Below are 17,306 nucleotides of genomic sequence, written 5' to 3'. Positions count from 1 at the left end.
CATTGACCTATGTTCAAACATTATGAATAGTAAACGTAAAGCATCAAAGACAAACTGGCGACGCTTAGGCGAAGCGCCAGACTATCGATTTTCTTTGGCAAATGAACGCACCTACTTAGCTTGGATAAGAACCGCACTCGCGCTTTTAGCTGGTGCGATAGCGATAGATCAACTCACACCTGAACTGGCAAACCCTTCCGTACGTATTTTACTGTCGATATTTCTGTGCCTATGTTCCGGTTTACTTGCGGTATTTGCTTACAAAAGGTGGTCTTCAAATGAGAAAGCCATGCGCAATAAAAGTGCATTGCCCTACACTGGCTTTTTAAAGCTTATTAGCGCAGTAATGCTATTTCTCACGATTACTATTGTGTTAACAATCGCAATATGAAAAACAACGAGAGAGATCCCGGCTTGCAACCTGAACGGACATCGATGTCATGGTTGCGTACTCATATGTTGATGTTTGGTCTCGGGGCATTATTGACCCGAGTGGGTAAACATGGCGATAACTTACTGTTAATGGTGAACGGTTTTATACTTCTCACGTTTGCTTTTATCGGTCTCTATTATAGCCGTAAACGATTTACCCAATTACTCCGATATGATGAAGCCGTTGAAGATAGAGAGATTAGAGCGAAGAAGATATTGAGTGCTGTGATTGCCGTGTCTGCATTAATTTATGCAACCTCTATCCTGCTTAGATATTTCTATTGACCATATTATCTATGGTATGTGCCTCTACCCTATTTCGACCTTTTCTCTTCGCCTCATAAAGTGCTTTGTCCGCGTCTGCAATTAGATGGTCCATTGTCATCCCTTCTTGATACTCCGCAATCCCAGCACTAATAGTGACGTTCGCTCTGTCAAGACAAGGGTAGTCCTGCTTTTCAAACACTTTTCTTATTCGCTCTGTCACCAATAATCCCGATGCCATATCGCTTGCAACGAAAAGACACAGAAACTCCTCTCCTCCCCAGCGACAGACATAATCGGTTTCTCGGCACTCACTAATAAAAATATCTGATGCATTTTTAAGTACTTTATCACCACATTCGTGCCCGTAGCTGTCATTAACACTTTTAAAATTATCGAGATCAAAGATAGCAACCGTTAACCTCTCTTTGTTTCGCTTAATCTTTTTAAGCTCGAGAGTGAACATCTCTTGCATCTTGCGACGATTCAATAAGCCTGTCATAGAGTCCGTGTCGGCAAGTTCCGTTAACTTCTTATATAACAGTGCGTTTTGCACCACTAAACCAATCTGTTCACCCAAATAATAGAAAAACTCACTATCAAGAACGTCCTGATTTTTTAGGCTATTGGTATAGACAACGGTTATTGCCCCAATGATTCCCTCAGCCGTTTTTAATGGGATGCTTACCATATTAGTGACATCATGCGCCTTATAAATGTCCGCGAGACGACGATTCGGATAGGTCTCAATATCAATGATGAGAACCCTATCTTCTTCCATCGCTTTACCTGACAGCCCTTCTCCTTTATTAAAACTGGTCACCTCATCAAGTGACAAGTTTAGGTCATTAAATACGTAACTCATCGAGTGGCTATCTTTCCCTTCATCCTTCAAAAATATTGCGGCAGTACTCACCTTAAATGATTTTCTCAACACATCTTCTATCGCAGGGTATAGATCTTCCAATTTGAGATTTTTAGCGGTATCGCTGAGAAAGTCGAATAAATGGTTGAGCTTCTCTTTCTCTCTATTGATATGAAAATTCTTCTCTCTGATCGTTGCTATAAACATACCAACTAAAAAAACCAAGTTAAACATTATAAGAAAAAGAAATGAGATAGTCGTCATGGTGTTTTTATCAAACAAAGAATTTACATCGCCAAACTCAATAATCGTAACAACCGTTCGTGCGACATAGAATAAAAGCCCTACACAAAACAGATAATAAACCTCTTGAGTCCTAGGAATGTTATTTTTATCCTTCCAAAAACGTCGCATTTTGACGATGGCATAGCCATAAAATAACGCTAATAAACTGGAAAAAAAGATGATTCTATACGTAGTATTGAAATCTATGTAAGTGAAATAGATAAAATATATCGCATAGACAACTGTAATAGAAAAGAGAAAATGCTTGGACACCGCGCTCTTTCTAAATTCAAAGCAAAAGGCAGCGTATATTTGAAAATAGAACCCAAGAATGAGCAGATAATTCGCAATAACAATCGAGATCAACTTAGGCCAGCTAGACTGAGTCAGCATAAAGCTGAATCCGATTAGTAGTAGAACCGCAGAGCGTCGCCATTCCTTTGATACAGCACTACCTGCATTTTTTGAATTGCCGAAAGTAAACAAAGTATTAACACCAGCAACAATAAACAGTGTTACGAGTAATGTGAAATTATCCATTTTTATTAAATCTGAGCCCTATAAATAATAAAGTGCAGCAGTATAGTCATATTCATTTATTCTAATTTTTAAGAGTGTAGTCAACTACAGACAGTTTTCAAACCTGCAGAGCAACAAAACAGAAATGAGCTTTTTTTAAAAGCTTGAAATTTGCCACAGAGAGCAGCAGGAATATCATCGATAAATATGAAAACAATGACATTATAGTCATAGAATGTGTGATGTATTTTATCAATTTCTTAATATTTGCGTTCAGAAAACTAGTCGTAATCCATTTTTTTAGCCATTTCCATATCGAATTCAAGCACTGTCTTTCTAGCCAATATTCTAAATGGTAGAGCTTTAATAAGCTCTTCAAAAGGTTGGATAGCAAACGCCCAGAAAATGGAACCATCAAAAAGGAAGATAATAGTGGCAAGCAATGGCAGTGAAACAACCCACTGACCAATGAAGTTTATTTTGAAGACGGACTTAGTTTTCCCTACCGCTCGAAGAATATTGCCATGGACAGTATTGTAACCACGTATAAGAGGAAGGAGAATATACAGAGGTGCTATCAACGACATTGCCAAGTAGGTCTCTGTAGTAAGATCAGGATAGATGTAGCTGAATGCATAATGAAGACATAGAAAGAACAAACAGCTAACGCTCGATATACCGACCGCAACATCAATGCTTGTGTCTACCGACTCTTTAAGATCGTCAAGTTTACCGGCCCCTATCTTCTGGCTAATTATAATAGCTGAAGCATGGGACCAAGAAGTAATGAACTGACTCCCAGTTCGAATCCATGGATACAGAAGTGTAATCGCAACATACTCGTTAATATTCAACTGAGAGAACATCAACTGATAGACAGTAACACCAATAGCAAGAATGGTGATATTCGCTGCAAATGGGAGAATTTCATGTAAATGATGCCGAGTAGTATTAACAAAAACGCGAAGATCATCAGGTATCATTAAACTTATGTGGTCATCCGAAACGACTGAGTAAATAAGGTAGCTCGTTCTCAGCATGATCGCAGATAAACTTCCAAGCGCCGCTCCCGAAACCCCCATATCAAACTGATAGATAAACATATAAGATAATGCGCAATTAATAGGCAGTTCTATCAAATAACCTTTGAATGGGACAGAGGTTTTTCCAGTACTGTTAAAAAGCGTTATGATTGTTTGAGTTACCGCCGTAAAAAGAATGATGTAAACAGAGAAATTTAGGTAACTTTTCGCTTGTGATATCAATGACTCAGAATCAACTATCATTGCGATCAATTCACTACCAAAGATAAGAATCATTGACATAAATACAGCCGCAAAGCTAATCGCAATAACCAAGCCACCAAAATAAGCATTACTCAAACTTTTAGGTCGCCCACTACCAAAAGCACGACTTAAAATCATCTGTGTACCATTTGCCAATGCCATTTGAATACCAAGCACAAATGCAACAATTGTTGTTGCCACCCCCATAGCAGCCACTGATTCCTCTCCCAATGGAGAGACCAAAAATGTATCGATCAGTAACATCGACTGCATTAGTAGTGCGTTTAGCGCCAATGGCCAAGCTAATGAAAAATTATTTTTAATATACTTTTTTGATAACGTCATTAAGGCTTGCTTACTCAAATTTCAATTACATCATATAGTAACACAAAAGAAGTTAAGCTCACTTGAATCAAATATTATTAATACAGAAAAATCGCTATTGACGGCAACAAATCCAAAGACATTAAGTAAACATATTTTTATATGTCGAGTATTTGCGAGAACCAAAAAGAGCTCGAATGTGTTATTGACACAAGGTTGCAAGGTGTCGGGCGTAGAATTCACCTATATACTTATTAATAACCTTAGTTTTAATATAGATTTCATCGACTGTCCACGGTATCATGAACGGTCGTTCATACCTTTGGAGAGAGGTTTATATTATGAGTAAGTACGCTAAGTTCAATAGAGAAGATGTTATAGATAAAGCAACCAACCTGTATTGGGAAAAAGGCTTTCACGGTACCTCAATGCGAAACCTCCAGGAGGTTGTCGACCTCCGTCCCGGCAGTATCTACGCAAGCTTTGGAAGCAAAGAGAACTTATTTAAAGAGGCTATTCAACACTATGCCGATGTTAGTGGTACTCAACTGCAGCAATGCTTAGAAGAATCCGACTCACCACTTGAAGCACTTAAGCATTTTGTTAGAAGTATCGTTATCGGATGTCAAAACACCGCGCCAAGCGGCATGTGTATGCTCGTAAAAACAATTGCAGAGCTCACCGACGAACACGAAGATTTATTAAACCAAGCCAAAGAGAAAATGGCCGCCGTTGAATCTAAATTCACTGACATCATCCAAAGCGCAATAGACAAAGGTGAGCTTGATAGATCAAATGATCCTGCGAAACTCGCTCGTTATGTACAAGTACAGATCATAGGACTAAGAACCTATGTTCGTGCCAGTAACAACGTAGCAGCCGGCGATGAAATGATAGATGACCTGTTTAACAACGGGCCATTTAGTCAATCTTGCTTGTAAACACCATTGTTAATAACTGAGACATTAACAAAGAAGAATACGATGTTATTTGGTGCTCAGATCTCCAAAGAGACATATTAATAATAAAGCGTCTGTGTGATCACAGGCGTTTTTTGCTTTAAAAAGCTTTTATACGACGTGGCGCAAAATGATTAAGATCGACAACAATACCGTACAGATGGACATTGTTTATACCAATGGCGATAAAGCGATGCTGACCGGCATCAAAGATGGGGACAATGTTAGCTACTATATAGACGGCGAATTGGTTTCACAAACTACGATCTCAGAACTAGAGAGCATGAGTAACGCTTAAAAAATAGCCCGACTTATAATTAGTAAGTTGAGCCATTTTTTAGATCGAAGACATCACCGTTATTCAGAGAATTTTGACTGCGTTAAACGGATACTAACCAAGCTCGCAACCATAATAGCCAAATAGAAGCTGCCAACGATCGATTCTAAAAACACAAAGAACTGAGCAATGGGTAAGCCTGGTGAAATGTCACCATACCCGACGGTCGTTAAGGTAATAAAACTGAAATACAGAGCGTTAAACAGGTTATTTAGCCAAGGTTTTACCTCTATGCCATTAAATGCCATGGGAAACATTTCAATAACCAGCAGGTATAACGTCGCCCAAGCCAGCCCTATCAAAAAATAAATGCAGATTGAGCCAACAATATGGTTCTTTGTCACTACCTTTGCCAACATCACTTGTTTTAATGCCGAATGGATATGCGAACATAAAAAGACCAAAACCGCCGCCAACGTAACATAAGACATGTCGTAGTCATCAAAGAAAGAGAACATACCTGATATTGTCGCCGTGACTAATAAAAATCCATACCAAATTCGATATATTGTTTTCCTACGATCGATACCAGCAATCGACACCGCCAATGTGACAATTATCAGTCCCAACACGGTTTTTTGTCCTTCAGGATGAAACTGCTGCATTACCGCACAACCAAAAAATAGCACCAACAACGCAAAAAAAAGGAAATAAAAATTGTCGTCTTTTGAGACTCCTTTCATCTATTTTACCTCTTCCGACTCTGTAGATAACCATGCAACAAACAGTTGGTACGTAAGGCTCAATACGACAGCCCCTACGAACAACCCAACAATACCGGACATTGCCATACCACCTAATGCGCCGAGTAGAATAACCAACATAGGGATATCGGAACCACGGCTCAATAACATAGGCTTTAAAATAGCATCGCTACCACTAATTAAAATACACCAGATGAGAAACAGACTTGCTGCTAATGTAGAATCGCCGCTAAACATATAGATGATGGCAGGAAGCAACGCCAAAATTGGCGGCAATTGAATAATGGCGACCAGCAATACTGCCAGTGCCCAAAAAGCAGCAGCAGGCACGCCAGCAACCACCAGACCAATGCCAGCAAATACTGACTGTATGATCGCAACACCGATAACACCCTGTACCACACTGCGTACCGTCGACTTTGAAAGTTGTACTAATGCCTCTCCTTTGTCACCAGTTAAACGTTCGGCAAGTTTAGTGATTCCAATCAAACATTTATCAGCATTTGACATAAACGCACCTGCAATCATAGTCGAGATAATAAACTGTACGAATCCTCCACCAAGAGAACCAACTATGGAGGCCGCTTGACTGGCAAAATCTTTGATCTCTTCGGCATACTTGGTAAACACACCCTCGATATTCGACGATGTGTACGACATTGCCGCGTATAATTTTTCCCCCACTAAAGGAATATCCTGAATAGAGGTTTTAGGTTTCGGTAAGACTAACGACCCGTCTTGTATTCCAGAGAAGAGCTCCGACGCACTCGTGTATAACCCTGAGGAAAGAGCAACAAGCGGTATCAAAAGCAATACAACACCAATAAGGCTTAATAACGCACTTGCCTTTCCTTTCGACAACCCCGTTTTGTTATGGATGGTTACTGCAACTGGATACAACGCCGTCGCAATAATTCCTCCCCAAACCAATAACATGATAAAGGGCCGTAGTATCGAAAAACACCAATAGATAAGTAAAGCTACGGCCGCAATCTTAATTGCGGCATCAATAGCTTGGTGGGAGAAATCCGTTTTGAGCTTCATGTAACATCCTTGTGTATAAATCGCACGTAAAGTTTATAAATCGAGTTTTGTTAATTTTGCAAAAATTTCCAGTTCCTTGTTTCTAAAAACAAAGAGGCAACAATCATGTAAAGCCCAATAAGCATTAGCTGAAATATCCGAACCCATGTATTACTCTCTATATCGCCTGAACTCATTAACGTGCTGCCAATTAATACCAATAATGTACTAAAAGCGGTTGCATATATGGGCGCTTTTTCAGGCACAATATAGATTTTTTTCCCGACATAAATGGCTATCAAACCGATGAACAATGAATAGAAAATAATGTTAGGTACAATAGCCAATATTGAAAATGCCGCAATAGCAAGTAACCCACCAAGCCCATTACTAATGACCAAGAATGCACTCAGTTTTATCGACTTCTCAGACGTGATCATCAATGAGAGCAGCGCGATAAACATCATGGTTAATAGTGCTTCCGATATTTGGAAAATAAAGAAAAAGCAAACGACAGGGAAAGAGATAATCATCGCCCTAAACGCAGCATACCAACGTTGTTGTCTGGTTATTGGCGTAGCTGCAAAGCCGCTAAATTCGGTTTTAGGTTCGGGAAAATAGATATGAGCAACAGCAAAAACAGCAACCGCAACAACACCAGATGTTGCTAATCCAGTTGCGAGCAATACTGAAATACCAGGATTAGATATGGCCATAAATGGCAACACCAATACTGAAATCAGCAATATGGTCCCAAATAGATTCCACTTAGGGTCAGTAAATAAAAAGTATCCCCACAGCATCATCAATCCAACAAGTATTAATAGCGGTACAGGATATTGAGTTATCCCGCGCGCGAGTAATAATCCCAAGCCCATGGTAACCACCAATGCCAATAACAATTCATAGACCGTTTCTTTATGAAACGTCGGTTTATCAATTAAAAATTTGGCGGTAAAAACAGGGGCGACAAAGGCCAACGGCCAGTTGATCCATGCGGCTAGAAAGACCACAACGGTCACCCCAATCGTAAATCGAATAATGCGCGTCTGAATTTGTGAATCAACCGCGAAATCATCGGACATAAGACAGTACGCTAATAAATCGAATCCAGAGTTTACCGATCGAATTAAAGAAAACATTATCACCACTATAAACAATCACGTCGGCTTGGCCACCAACTCGAAGCAATCCTTTTACATCTGCGCGGTCAAATTCAATCGAAATAGGCAACATCTGTGTCTGGCGCAACCAACCCGTCTGTTGATTCGCTTGCGCAAGCTTGCCTGCTTGGTCATTCTGCCCCCAATCAATACCCCAATCAACACTCGTCACTTTGCCTTTAATGATTTTTCCGGGCACAATATCTAAGGTGACTTCAACGTTATCACCAACGGTTATATTTCCTAAACTGTTTTCTCGAAAATACGCCTCTATCCAAATATCTTCAGTCGATACAAACGTCATGATAGGTTGGCCTACCGAGGCAAAAAAACCTTCAGATAGACTGAAGTTTGAGACCCCTCCTTGCGTTGGCGCTTTTATTACCGTTCGCTCCAGATTTAGTTGCGCTTGTTCAAGAGACAAGAGCGCGGCTTTAATTTGGCTATTGTCTTCACCATTTTTACCGAGCTGTTGCTTTGCCTTTTCCAGATCGGCCTCTGCATTCTTAACCGAAGCTCTTGATGTCGCTAAAGCGGCTCTTGCTTTGTCTGCGTCCGACTTCGACACGACGCCCTTTTCTGCCATTGCCAATACACGTTTTGCCTGCAACTCTGTATTTTGTCTTTCGACAATTGTTGACGTAAGACGCGCTTGAGCTGCCGCAATGTCTGCCGTTTGAGCCCCAACATTCTGCCCTGCTATCTCTAGATTCTGCTCAGCGAGTTGTACTGCAATCTTGTAGTCAGAAGCATCCAGAATAGCGAGAACGTCCCCTTCTTCTACCAGCTGATTAGGCTGAACTTTTATATCCAAAACCTTGCCGGAGACTTCAGGTTTTATTGGAACAATATAGCCTTTAACACGAGCATTGTCGGTAATCGGAATAATGCGATCGGTGACTATGCTAAAAAAAAGCATCACAGCAACAATCGTGAGTAGATAATTTGTTGTCGTTCTTACCCTATCCTTCTTGTTGTTCGCATTTTGTGACTCATGTGTCTCTTCCTTGACCTCAGACATACCACTCCCTTGTCTATCTTCAACGTTAATAAAATGAATACCTTAAACATATATCGGAATATGAAAAACTCAAGATAAATACAAATAATATCGACCTAAATGATTCTTTTCTCTGCTAAATTTTTTATTTTACTGATTCATATACTACGCTTGTTTAAGTAACAATCTGAATAACTCAATATTTAACAAGGATGTACCTAATGGCATCAATATCTAAACTTACCGCGAGTATGTTCGTTCTTTTTTCTCTTAGTCATTCGGCTCTTGCTGATGAAATGGATGTCGACAGTTCTGGTTGGGAGCACAGTATAGAAATCTATGCCCAAGCACTTAATATCCGAGGAGATAGCACCATTGGGAACGTGTCTACCGATGTCGACGTTGACCCTGCTTTTATCGTTGACCATTTGGACATCGGTGCAATGCTTCGCTTAGAGGGAATATATGATAATCGATGGGGCTATTACGTAGATTATAGCTTTATGAAGCTCAGTGGTAAATCAGATGCAATCCTAGGGAATGACCTGAGCCTACTAAAAGGAGACCTTGAGATTCGGCAAGGAGTATTAGAAGTAAAAGGCTTTAAACGTTACCAGTACAACTTTGGCACCGTAGATTACATGGTTGGTCTTCGCTGGTGGGATAATGATATCAATACAAAAATATATACCAGTGGCGGACAGCTTAATGCAAATAAAAACCTAGATGCAGACTGGGTAGATTACTTAATTGGGGCTCGCTGGATAACAGACCTATCAGACCATTGGAAGTTTCATTTTGGTCTTGATGCTGGTTTCGGTAGCGATACGGATTTTACCAGCGCTATTCTTACCGGGGCACGTTATAAGATTAATAGCTGGTCAGATTTAAATATCGCCTATAAATCCACTTGGGTTGATTATGATAACGGCGATGATTTTGCTTATGACACCGCGACCCAAGGGTTCTTAGTTGGTTGGGCGGCGCATTTTTAATCTTGGAATCTTAGAATCTTAGGCATTAAATGATAGATACGCTTGATTACTACGCACGGTTAACTTTGTTGAAGGTTTTCACATGAAAACATCCGTTTTATCTCTGTCTATTGGCTCGATTTTAGCTAGTCTTAATCCTTATTTTGCCCATGCGACTAGTTTTACGGATTCACTGGACGGCTATCTCGATATGGGGGAATACCTTGCTGAAAATGCCTATGGTTTCCTGCCCGTCCCTATCATCATTACCGAACCTGCTATTGGATATGGTGCAGGTTTTATCGGTGTTTTTCTTCATGAATCAGATGACCAAAAAGAAAAACGAAAAGAACTGGCCGCAGAGTCCGTGGATGGCGGAGCACAGTTATTGACACCTGCCATCTCCGCGGTTGGCGGATTTAAAACAGATAACGGCACATGGATAGCATTTGCAGGGCATAGACGGTCGTGGAATCAAGACCAAATCCGATATCAGGTTGGTGCTGGTTACGGAGATATAAAGATGACTTTCTACAACCCAAATGGATCTAGAAACCTTGAACTAGATAGGAATAAGAACGGTGTCACATTGGGTATGGAAGGGGCGATGATTACTCAACAGTTACAATTTAGGGTAAACGACACACCTCTGTTTTTGGGTGTAAGCCAATTATATGTGAGCCCGGAGTTTAGTTTAGAAGGAAACAGTAAGGTCAATGAGCTTGTTAGCCAGTGGGCAAATACAACACCAGAAGTATCAGGGTTTGGCTTGATTGCCGAATACGATAGCAAAAACAGTTTCTTATACCCCACTGATGGTTACAACTACAAAGCAGAATATACCTTATTTAGAAAATCTATTGGCAGCGATTACGATTATGATACGTTCAATATCAAAGGCCTAAACTATTGGCCAATCGTACAAGACTGGACCTTCGCTTTAAAAGCACAATACAAATCACTTTCTAATGATGATTCCTATCTCCCTCCTCCAGCCTACCCAGACATAGAGATGCGCGGTATCGCGAGAAACCGCTACCAAGGCAACTACACAGCAAGCATTGAGTCACAAGTCATGTGGCAGATAACCTCTCGTTGGGCTACCTCAGTATTCGGTGGGCTTGGTTCTGCAACACAATCGGCCGGACAACTGTTCGATACAGAGAACTATTACTCATACGGTACTGGGATAAGGTATACCATTGCACGTCGCTATGGCTTACGCTCCGGGATAGATATCGCTTTTAGTGAAGAAGACACCGCTATCTATTTTCAAGTCGGGACTGGGCTGTAGCAGCGTTATGTTTTCGCTGCGCCAAGAACAAAAAATCACCCTTGCTCAGAGGCTTCGTTGGTCAGAGTCACCTTCTTTATCCTAAAAAAAACAACTACTTTCCAGATATGACTGACAAGGATTAAATAAAGCATAAATGACAACAAAAACAGCCCAAACATAATATATTCAGGAACTTGATTTATCTCTGCCCAAACGCCAAAAGCGGCGTGCAAGATAGAAATAAGTGAGATGGATATGAATATTTTATCGATCCGTCAATGTGGACATACATCTGAGCATCCAACTCATATCCGTTCTAACCTGTAACTCGCAATTGGACATTTCCGATTTACAGCGACGGCTAATTTCTGCCCATCAAATCACTTTTCGTATCCCAAATAGCCGAACGGCACCACTTCAGGTGATGCCGTCGGTGATAGCAAATGGACAATATCGTTCACTCAAAGGCGTGTACGTAAGATGAAAAAAGTGAATGGCTATACATCTTAAGTGGATCAGCTGATGCATATAAAGACAACCTAAGTTTAGTTTGTTAATCTTTAGCTGAGATACTTAAACGTTGGGTGGAATTTCTTGAAGTTTTGGATTATTGGTGAACTGTTTTTTCAGATCTTTTTCTGCTGTCTCCTCGCAGACTTCAACTATGACATCACTCATAATTTCGTATATTCGGCTTTGATAATGGTCGTTTCTGGTGCCGTTGTTTATTCGCTTTTTTCCGTTAAGTTCAAGGCATCAAAAACAATTAAATATACAGAAGATGTCTCAAGTACCTTTAAGCAATATAGCGCTAAAAAGAAGCCTTGGTACAAGAAGTATTCGTATAAAACAATAGTTTTCTTCACTTGGATTTCTCTCATTCATTTGCTCATAATTACTGACAAATACTTTCATTATGACGAAAAAGTCATTGCTGGTTTACCTGTAATTGAGTCTGGGACGACTAGTACTGGTAAATCTAGAGTTGATTTTGTTGTAGTAGCTGATAATGACCGACTTATTACATGCAGAGGTCATTACAATCATATTCTTGAAAAAAAGCAGCAGGTTACGGTCAGTCTTTTTTACTCGAACACGTTATCAGGATTCGAAAGAACCAACTGCAAGCTTGATGTGGTCTATGAGTAATTGTGTGCTCATCCCACGCAACAATGATTCTTATACGTAATCGAGAGAAACCTTGCACCGCATCTTAGCTTCCGTTTGCGCAGATAATGCCGATAAATCAGGGACAGCATTTATCGGTAAATGACAAAGTAAACACGTTTAATGAGATGGTACGTCCCTCCCTTCAGCTAAACTTGAACTGGTTTAGTCTTTAAAGGAAAGTGCCACATGAATAACTCACACATTATCGGAATCGACCTAGGTAAGAACTCTTTTCATTTAGTTGGTCATGACCAAGCTGGACATCAATTATTTAAGAAAAAGCTTACTCGCCAGAAATTACTAGAGTTCTTATCTTTCCATGAGCCTGTAATTATAGCCATGGAGTCGTGTGGCGGGTCTCATTGGCTAGCTAGAAAGTGCGCTGAACTTGGTCATACAGCCAAGCTAATCCCTCCACAATATGTAAAGCCATACGTTAAAACCAATAAAAATGATTTCATCGATGCTGATGCTATCGCAGAGGCAGCTTCACGGCCAACAATGAGGTTTTCTTCAGCAAAAACCGAATCAGCTCAAGTGGTATCTACCATTCGGAAAATTCGCAGCGGATATATTAGAGAGCGCACCGCTTGTATGAACCGAATAGGATCTATCCTTCTTGAGTTCGGGATAAGTTTGCCAAAAGGGCACGCTAGTATGAAAGGTTTATTCCAGTGGTTGGTAGATAAGAATCAACACCTTCCTCCTCTAATCATCTTTGAATTGAGTGAGCTACATGAACACTATCAGAACCTCAATGAACGTATAGACTCACAAGCAGACAAGGTCGAGAGAATTCTCGCTGACAATGAGCAAGTAAAACAATTACAGACTGTTCCTGGTATTGGCCCAGTTATCGCTAGCGCTTGTATATCAACTGTCGGTAATCCAAATGACTTCAAAAACGGGCGAAATTTCGCTGCATGGATCGGGCTTGTTCCTGTTCAATATTCTACGGGTGGCAAGTCAACGCTACTTGGGATATCAAAACGAGGAAATAAAGAACTGAGAACGCTATTTATCCATGCCGCAAGGTCAATTTTATGGAGAGATAAGTCGGTCGAAAAATATTTTGGTTCATGGCTTATTGAGCTTAAGAAACGAAAACCTTTTAACGTGGCCGTGGTAGCACTAGCCAACAAGATAGCCCGTATAGCGTGGGCAATTTTAGTCCATAAAAAATCTTTTGAAATAAGAACATAATCAGAATTTGCAATGAGAATTAAAGATGACACAACGGTTAGACCACCAGACTGAAGACCTGTTGCCCCAAACAGCAACTTAAAATGCTTTTCGTTTTGTGAGGACAGTCTGGCGCACACCTCATCATAGAGCTGAGACTAATGACAGTCTCTAATAGACTCTGAATATATTAGCGCAAATCAGCTCGTTATTTTTAACTCTACTTGCAATAACGGGACGTACCATATATTGGGGCAATTCCGAGTTACAGTTGCAACCTATCACTAGAGATGGTGGACAAACCCTAAATAGAAAGTATGAGTTATTCGAAGTGACGGATTCCCGGTCGCCTTGGTTTACAAAATCTGTCTCCTACTAACCGATCAACAAACGATCGTATAAGGAATGGAACAATGGTTGATATTCGTGATAATTACGAGTATCGACCATTTGTAGTGCTGCAAACTCGCTCTATTAGCCGGGATTATTCTCGGAAAAAAACTTAGACATATTCCTAAACTCCGTTGGTGAGATATTCGTATGTTTTTTAAAAAACTTGGCTAAATTCGTTGGTTCATTAAACCCCAAACTAAACGCAATGTCAGAGATAGGGGTAGAGGTGTAACCAATCAATCGTTTCGCTTCAAGTATCAATCGAGCATCGATAACCTGCTTAGCCGACACGCCTTTCACCTTTTGACAGACTGAGTTGAGCCGTTTAACCGACATCCGCACGTCGTCTGTGTAGTCACTTACATTGTGTCGATGATTAAAACCTTCCTCTACCGAGTCACTGAATATTTGGAAAGATCCAAACTCTTTGCTGCAGCACATTTCCTGTTGACAGTAGTTATGCCTAAAAAATATTTTATAAAGAATACTTTGTAGCAAGTTTCTTTGTAGTCTGGCACTCACTAGATCTTGACGGGCCTGACACTCTTCGTACAACATACTGAACTCGCGTCCTACCAAATCCAGCACATCATTCATGTTATCAACACTTCTGATCGCCTTAGTAATCGCGAAGTTTGCAGATAAATTATCAACGGGAAAGACTTCCGAATCTTGAAAAGTGACAACATACCCATCCCACTGAAAAAGGGAATCAAAATAATGGACTTGATGCGGGCTTAACACCAACAACGTACCCGGTCGGCAATGGAAGAGTTTGTTATCAATATAATGGTAGCCATTGCCTTCTGTGATCAAAATTAACGCGTAAAACTCGACTCGATGAGGTTTCGTCAATTCTTCCTTACCTCTACGAAAAATAAGGTTCTTTATGCTACCAACACTAATACCCATCAAGTAGCTATCGTTATCAAAGCAAATGTTTTCTATCATACTAGATTTCTATCTATGGTTAGCTCATCTCTCTGGGTTTATAGGATAGCCAATTCGGACGTTGGCTAAAGGTCTATTTAGACCCTTGAAGGATACATTTGTGCCATTGGTAATGACCTTGATATCAATCAGGTTATTGAACTATTTTTAGAATAGAGAGAAAGGAAGAAAGGAAACCCTCCACAAGTTACATGCAGAAGGTTTAGTAAGACATTAAGCCGTCAGTTTTGCTTTTTCACTCAAGACTAAGAGAATCTTCAGCAAAATCGCGCCTCCAATGATAATTGCCGTCCCGACGAAACCAAGGAAATACCAACCAGCATTACCTTCATTCTCACCAAGCAGCGTAAATGCACCTGCGATAGTGAGGATAAGAGAAAACCACCAACCCATGACTAGTGTCCACTTCCAGCCATTCATACTTAGGCCATAATCTTGCGCCCATAGCTTAGCTGACTGATAAATAAACACCTGAACAGCGCCAAGTACCATCCAAAAAATTGGGTCTAAAATCGTTGATTGTGGAAACATTAGAATCCCTCCCAGTTACCGTCATAATCCCAGTCTTTATCAATGCCTTTGAAGAACTCTTCTGAGCGTAACCATTCTGGAGGTTGATGGTAGTTTGCTAATCGACCTCCATTATGTGGCGCGGCATAAGACTCTGCATCAGGATAATAAAAAAAGTTGTGTTGCATCGCTAATAATGCTTTTCGTGTTAATCCTGTTGGGTCTCGGGGGTCCGCTTCCTTAACCAAGGTGTGGATCCAATTATTACGCCGCGTATACGGACAGACCGCAATACAAACCCGACACCCTTGTTGACCATTAGAAGGCAATGACGACCACATGCGATAGCAGCTATCTTGGTTGAACTCGAAGATCTTGTAGCCACGTTGTATTGTATCAGGTCCGTCCGCTAAACTAATGGACCCACTTGGGCATGATGTCGCACAGATTTTGCATTCATTACAGAAGTCTCGAACACCGATATCAATAGGCTTATCATGCTCAAACTCTAGGTCCGTGACCACACATGCTAAACGAATATTGGGTCCCACTTCTGGCGTTATTAAGCAGCCATTTCGAGCCGACTCTCCAAGCCCCGCTTTTACGGCTAGCGGCGGCAACGTCATTTCATAATCTCCACCCGGAACCATGGCTCGTCCTGCCCAACCAAGGCGATTTAAAAATACCTCTAATTTACCGGCGGCAAAACGCACTTCACTATAAGCTTCATAAGACGTCCCGTAACCCGGTGCCGCGTACATACCATCCCAGCTCATTGGGACGCCAAGAATAATGACCGACTTCCAATGATCCGGAATTTTATCGCCCCAATTTTCACCATCATTTTCAACACCACGCATGATGTTTTTAAAGATGAAATCCGGGTCAATGGCAGTGATACCAACAAAGCTGCACCCCATTTGATGAGCCACCTTTTTAATCAATTTACTCGCATGAGCAGGAGTCTTAAATTCACGCTTCTTAATTATTGGACGGTTTTCATTGACCTTATCTTCTTCACTCACCAAACCCGAGCTTTTTAAGCCAACACGACCTGCAGATGGATCGCCATACTGGTCATCATAGATGCTCTTATAATCTGCAACGGAAGGGTCACCATGAGGAGGAAGAGGCCAGTTGATTTCCACCCCATTCTGGCCATACATAGAGGCATTGTTAGCATGATCATAGGCATGGGCAATGACGAAGCGATCCAAGTATTTATGTTGCATCTTTGCAGAGATAGCACCCTGTTTAAATGCTTCAACGATCTCTGGCCAACGGGCAGGAAATTTACGGTAGTAATTAACAACACGCTCATCTGGGCAACTTTGCCACCCACCAGCAGGATCCCAACCCCCTTGTATCGCACCTCCTATCATACCGAGGCGTTTGAATAAGAAATCTTCCCTTTCTGGACGTTGTTGTGTACCCACCTTAATCAATGTGGGCGCGATGTCGACCCGAAACGGTTCGCGATCAAAGAACATGTCTTTTCCTGCTGCGGTTCTTCCCCAGCCCGTATCTTGATCTGGCTCCCGTCCTAACACAAAACCTGTCGCTGCTCCTACGCCGACGGTCGCCACCGCTGCGGTGGCTCCCCCCATCTTGAGGAAATCGCGACGGCTTGGATTCTCCGCTTTATCGTCTTTTTTCATTTAATTGCTTCCTTAAAGTAAGGATAAACCG

Annotated in this window: 17 protein-coding genes; 8 read left to right on the top strand and 9 right to left on the bottom strand. The window is 41.0% G+C overall.

Translation table 11 applies throughout. The features are described 5' to 3' along the window. The first annotated feature begins 22 nt into the window (after positions 1 to 22). Positions 23 to 391, top strand: a complete 369-nt coding sequence (locus L3V77_RS23590) for a DUF202 domain-containing protein (RefSeq protein WP_275137255.1) — start codon at positions 23 to 25, stop codon at positions 389 to 391. After that, positions 388 to 717: a DUF202 domain-containing protein gene (locus L3V77_RS23585; protein WP_275137254.1), complete on the top strand. Its 330-nt coding sequence runs from the start codon at positions 388 to 390 to the stop codon at positions 715 to 717. The genes L3V77_RS23590 and L3V77_RS23585 overlap by 4 nt, the downstream gene beginning before the upstream one ends. On the opposite strand, the gene L3V77_RS23580 is transcribed toward L3V77_RS23585, so the two are convergent. Beyond that, positions 701 to 2,386, bottom strand: a complete 1,686-nt coding sequence (locus tag L3V77_RS23580; RefSeq protein WP_275137253.1) for a sensor domain-containing diguanylate cyclase — start codon at positions 2,384 to 2,386, stop codon at positions 701 to 703. The genes L3V77_RS23585 and L3V77_RS23580 overlap by 17 nt on opposite strands. Before the next feature lie 260 nt (positions 2,387 to 2,646). Then, a complete protein-coding gene (locus L3V77_RS23575) occupies positions 2,647 to 3,996 on the bottom strand; it encodes an MATE family efflux transporter (RefSeq protein ID WP_275137252.1) in 1,350 nt (449 codons plus the stop codon). Between the two features lie 320 nt (positions 3,997 to 4,316). Here L3V77_RS23575 and L3V77_RS23570 point away from each other — a divergent pair, with 320 nt between their 5' ends. Together L3V77_RS23570 and L3V77_RS23565 are read left to right on the top strand one after the other, a co-directional pair. Then, a complete protein-coding gene (locus L3V77_RS23570) occupies positions 4,317 to 4,916 on the top strand; it encodes a TetR/AcrR family transcriptional regulator (RefSeq protein WP_275137251.1) in 600 nt (199 codons plus the stop codon). A gap of 148 nt (positions 4,917 to 5,064) precedes the next feature. After that, positions 5,065 to 5,232: a hypothetical protein gene (locus L3V77_RS23565; protein ID WP_275137250.1), complete on the top strand. Its 168-nt coding sequence runs from the start codon at positions 5,065 to 5,067 to the stop codon at positions 5,230 to 5,232. A 59-nt stretch (positions 5,233 to 5,291) separates the two neighbouring features. On the opposite strand, the gene L3V77_RS23560 is transcribed toward L3V77_RS23565, so the two are convergent. The 4 genes from L3V77_RS23560 to L3V77_RS23545 are packed head-to-tail and all read right to left on the bottom strand — an operon-like array spanning position 5,292 to position 9,182. Next, entirely contained in the window at positions 5,292 to 5,954 is a 663-nt protein-coding gene (locus L3V77_RS23560) for an ion channel (RefSeq protein ID WP_275137249.1), read from the bottom strand. Beyond that, entirely contained in the window at positions 5,955 to 7,019 is a 1,065-nt protein-coding gene (locus L3V77_RS23555; RefSeq protein ID WP_275137248.1) for an AI-2E family transporter, read from the bottom strand. A gap of 50 nt (positions 7,020 to 7,069) precedes the next feature. Further along, positions 7,070 to 8,083 carry a DUF2955 domain-containing protein gene (locus tag L3V77_RS23550; RefSeq protein ID WP_275137247.1) on the bottom strand — a complete coding sequence of 338 codons (1,014 nt, stop codon included), beginning with the start codon at positions 8,081 to 8,083 and terminating at the stop codon, positions 7,070 to 7,072. After that, on the bottom strand, positions 8,073 to 9,182 hold the full coding sequence (locus L3V77_RS23545; protein ID WP_275137246.1) for an HlyD family secretion protein: 1,110 nt from the start codon (positions 9,180 to 9,182) through the stop codon (positions 8,073 to 8,075). The genes L3V77_RS23550 and L3V77_RS23545 overlap by 11 nt, the downstream gene beginning before the upstream one ends. Before the next feature lie 200 nt (positions 9,183 to 9,382). Here L3V77_RS23545 and L3V77_RS23540 point away from each other — a divergent pair, with 200 nt between their 5' ends. From L3V77_RS23540 to L3V77_RS23525, 4 genes are all read left to right on the top strand, one after another. Beyond that, complete coding sequence (locus tag L3V77_RS23540) at positions 9,383 to 10,156, top strand: hypothetical protein (RefSeq protein ID WP_275137245.1); 774 nt, start codon at positions 9,383 to 9,385, stop codon at positions 10,154 to 10,156. A gap of 82 nt (positions 10,157 to 10,238) precedes the next feature. Next, positions 10,239 to 11,429 (top strand): BamA/TamA family outer membrane protein, encoded by a 1,191-nt coding sequence (locus tag L3V77_RS23535; protein ID WP_275137244.1) that lies wholly within the window; start codon positions 10,239 to 10,241, stop codon positions 11,427 to 11,429. 576 nt (positions 11,430 to 12,005) lie between these two features. Beyond that, positions 12,006 to 12,560: a hypothetical protein gene (locus L3V77_RS23530; RefSeq protein WP_275137243.1), complete on the top strand. Its 555-nt coding sequence runs from the start codon at positions 12,006 to 12,008 to the stop codon at positions 12,558 to 12,560. A gap of 207 nt (positions 12,561 to 12,767) precedes the next feature. Beyond that, positions 12,768 to 13,784: an IS110 family transposase gene (locus L3V77_RS23525; RefSeq protein WP_275133889.1), complete on the top strand. Its 1,017-nt coding sequence runs from the start codon at positions 12,768 to 12,770 to the stop codon at positions 13,782 to 13,784. Between the two features lie 453 nt (positions 13,785 to 14,237). Here L3V77_RS23525 and L3V77_RS23520 read toward each other — a convergent pair whose 3' ends face one another. The 3 genes from L3V77_RS23520 to L3V77_RS23510 form a co-directional block, all read right to left on the bottom strand. After that, positions 14,238 to 15,107, bottom strand: coding sequence for a helix-turn-helix transcriptional regulator (locus tag L3V77_RS23520; protein ID WP_275137242.1), 870 nt, complete (start codon positions 15,105 to 15,107; stop codon positions 14,238 to 14,240). Positions 15,108 to 15,320: 213 nt separating this feature from the next. Further along, positions 15,321 to 15,638, bottom strand: a complete 318-nt coding sequence (locus L3V77_RS23515; protein WP_275137241.1) for a hypothetical protein — start codon at positions 15,636 to 15,638, stop codon at positions 15,321 to 15,323. Further along, positions 15,638 to 17,275: a reductive dehalogenase domain-containing protein gene (locus tag L3V77_RS23510; RefSeq protein WP_275137240.1), complete on the bottom strand. Its 1,638-nt coding sequence runs from the start codon at positions 17,273 to 17,275 to the stop codon at positions 15,638 to 15,640. Before L3V77_RS23510 ends, L3V77_RS23515 begins: the two co-directional genes overlap by 1 nt. Between the last annotated feature and the right edge of the window lie 31 nt (positions 17,276 to 17,306).

Origin of the sequence: Vibrio sp. DW001 (assembly GCF_029016285.1) — a bacterium.
Classification (GTDB): domain Bacteria; phylum Pseudomonadota; class Gammaproteobacteria; order Enterobacterales; family Vibrionaceae; genus Vibrio.
Note: the sequence above shows the minus strand (reverse complement) of the source record. Positions and strands in the feature narration are given on the sequence as shown.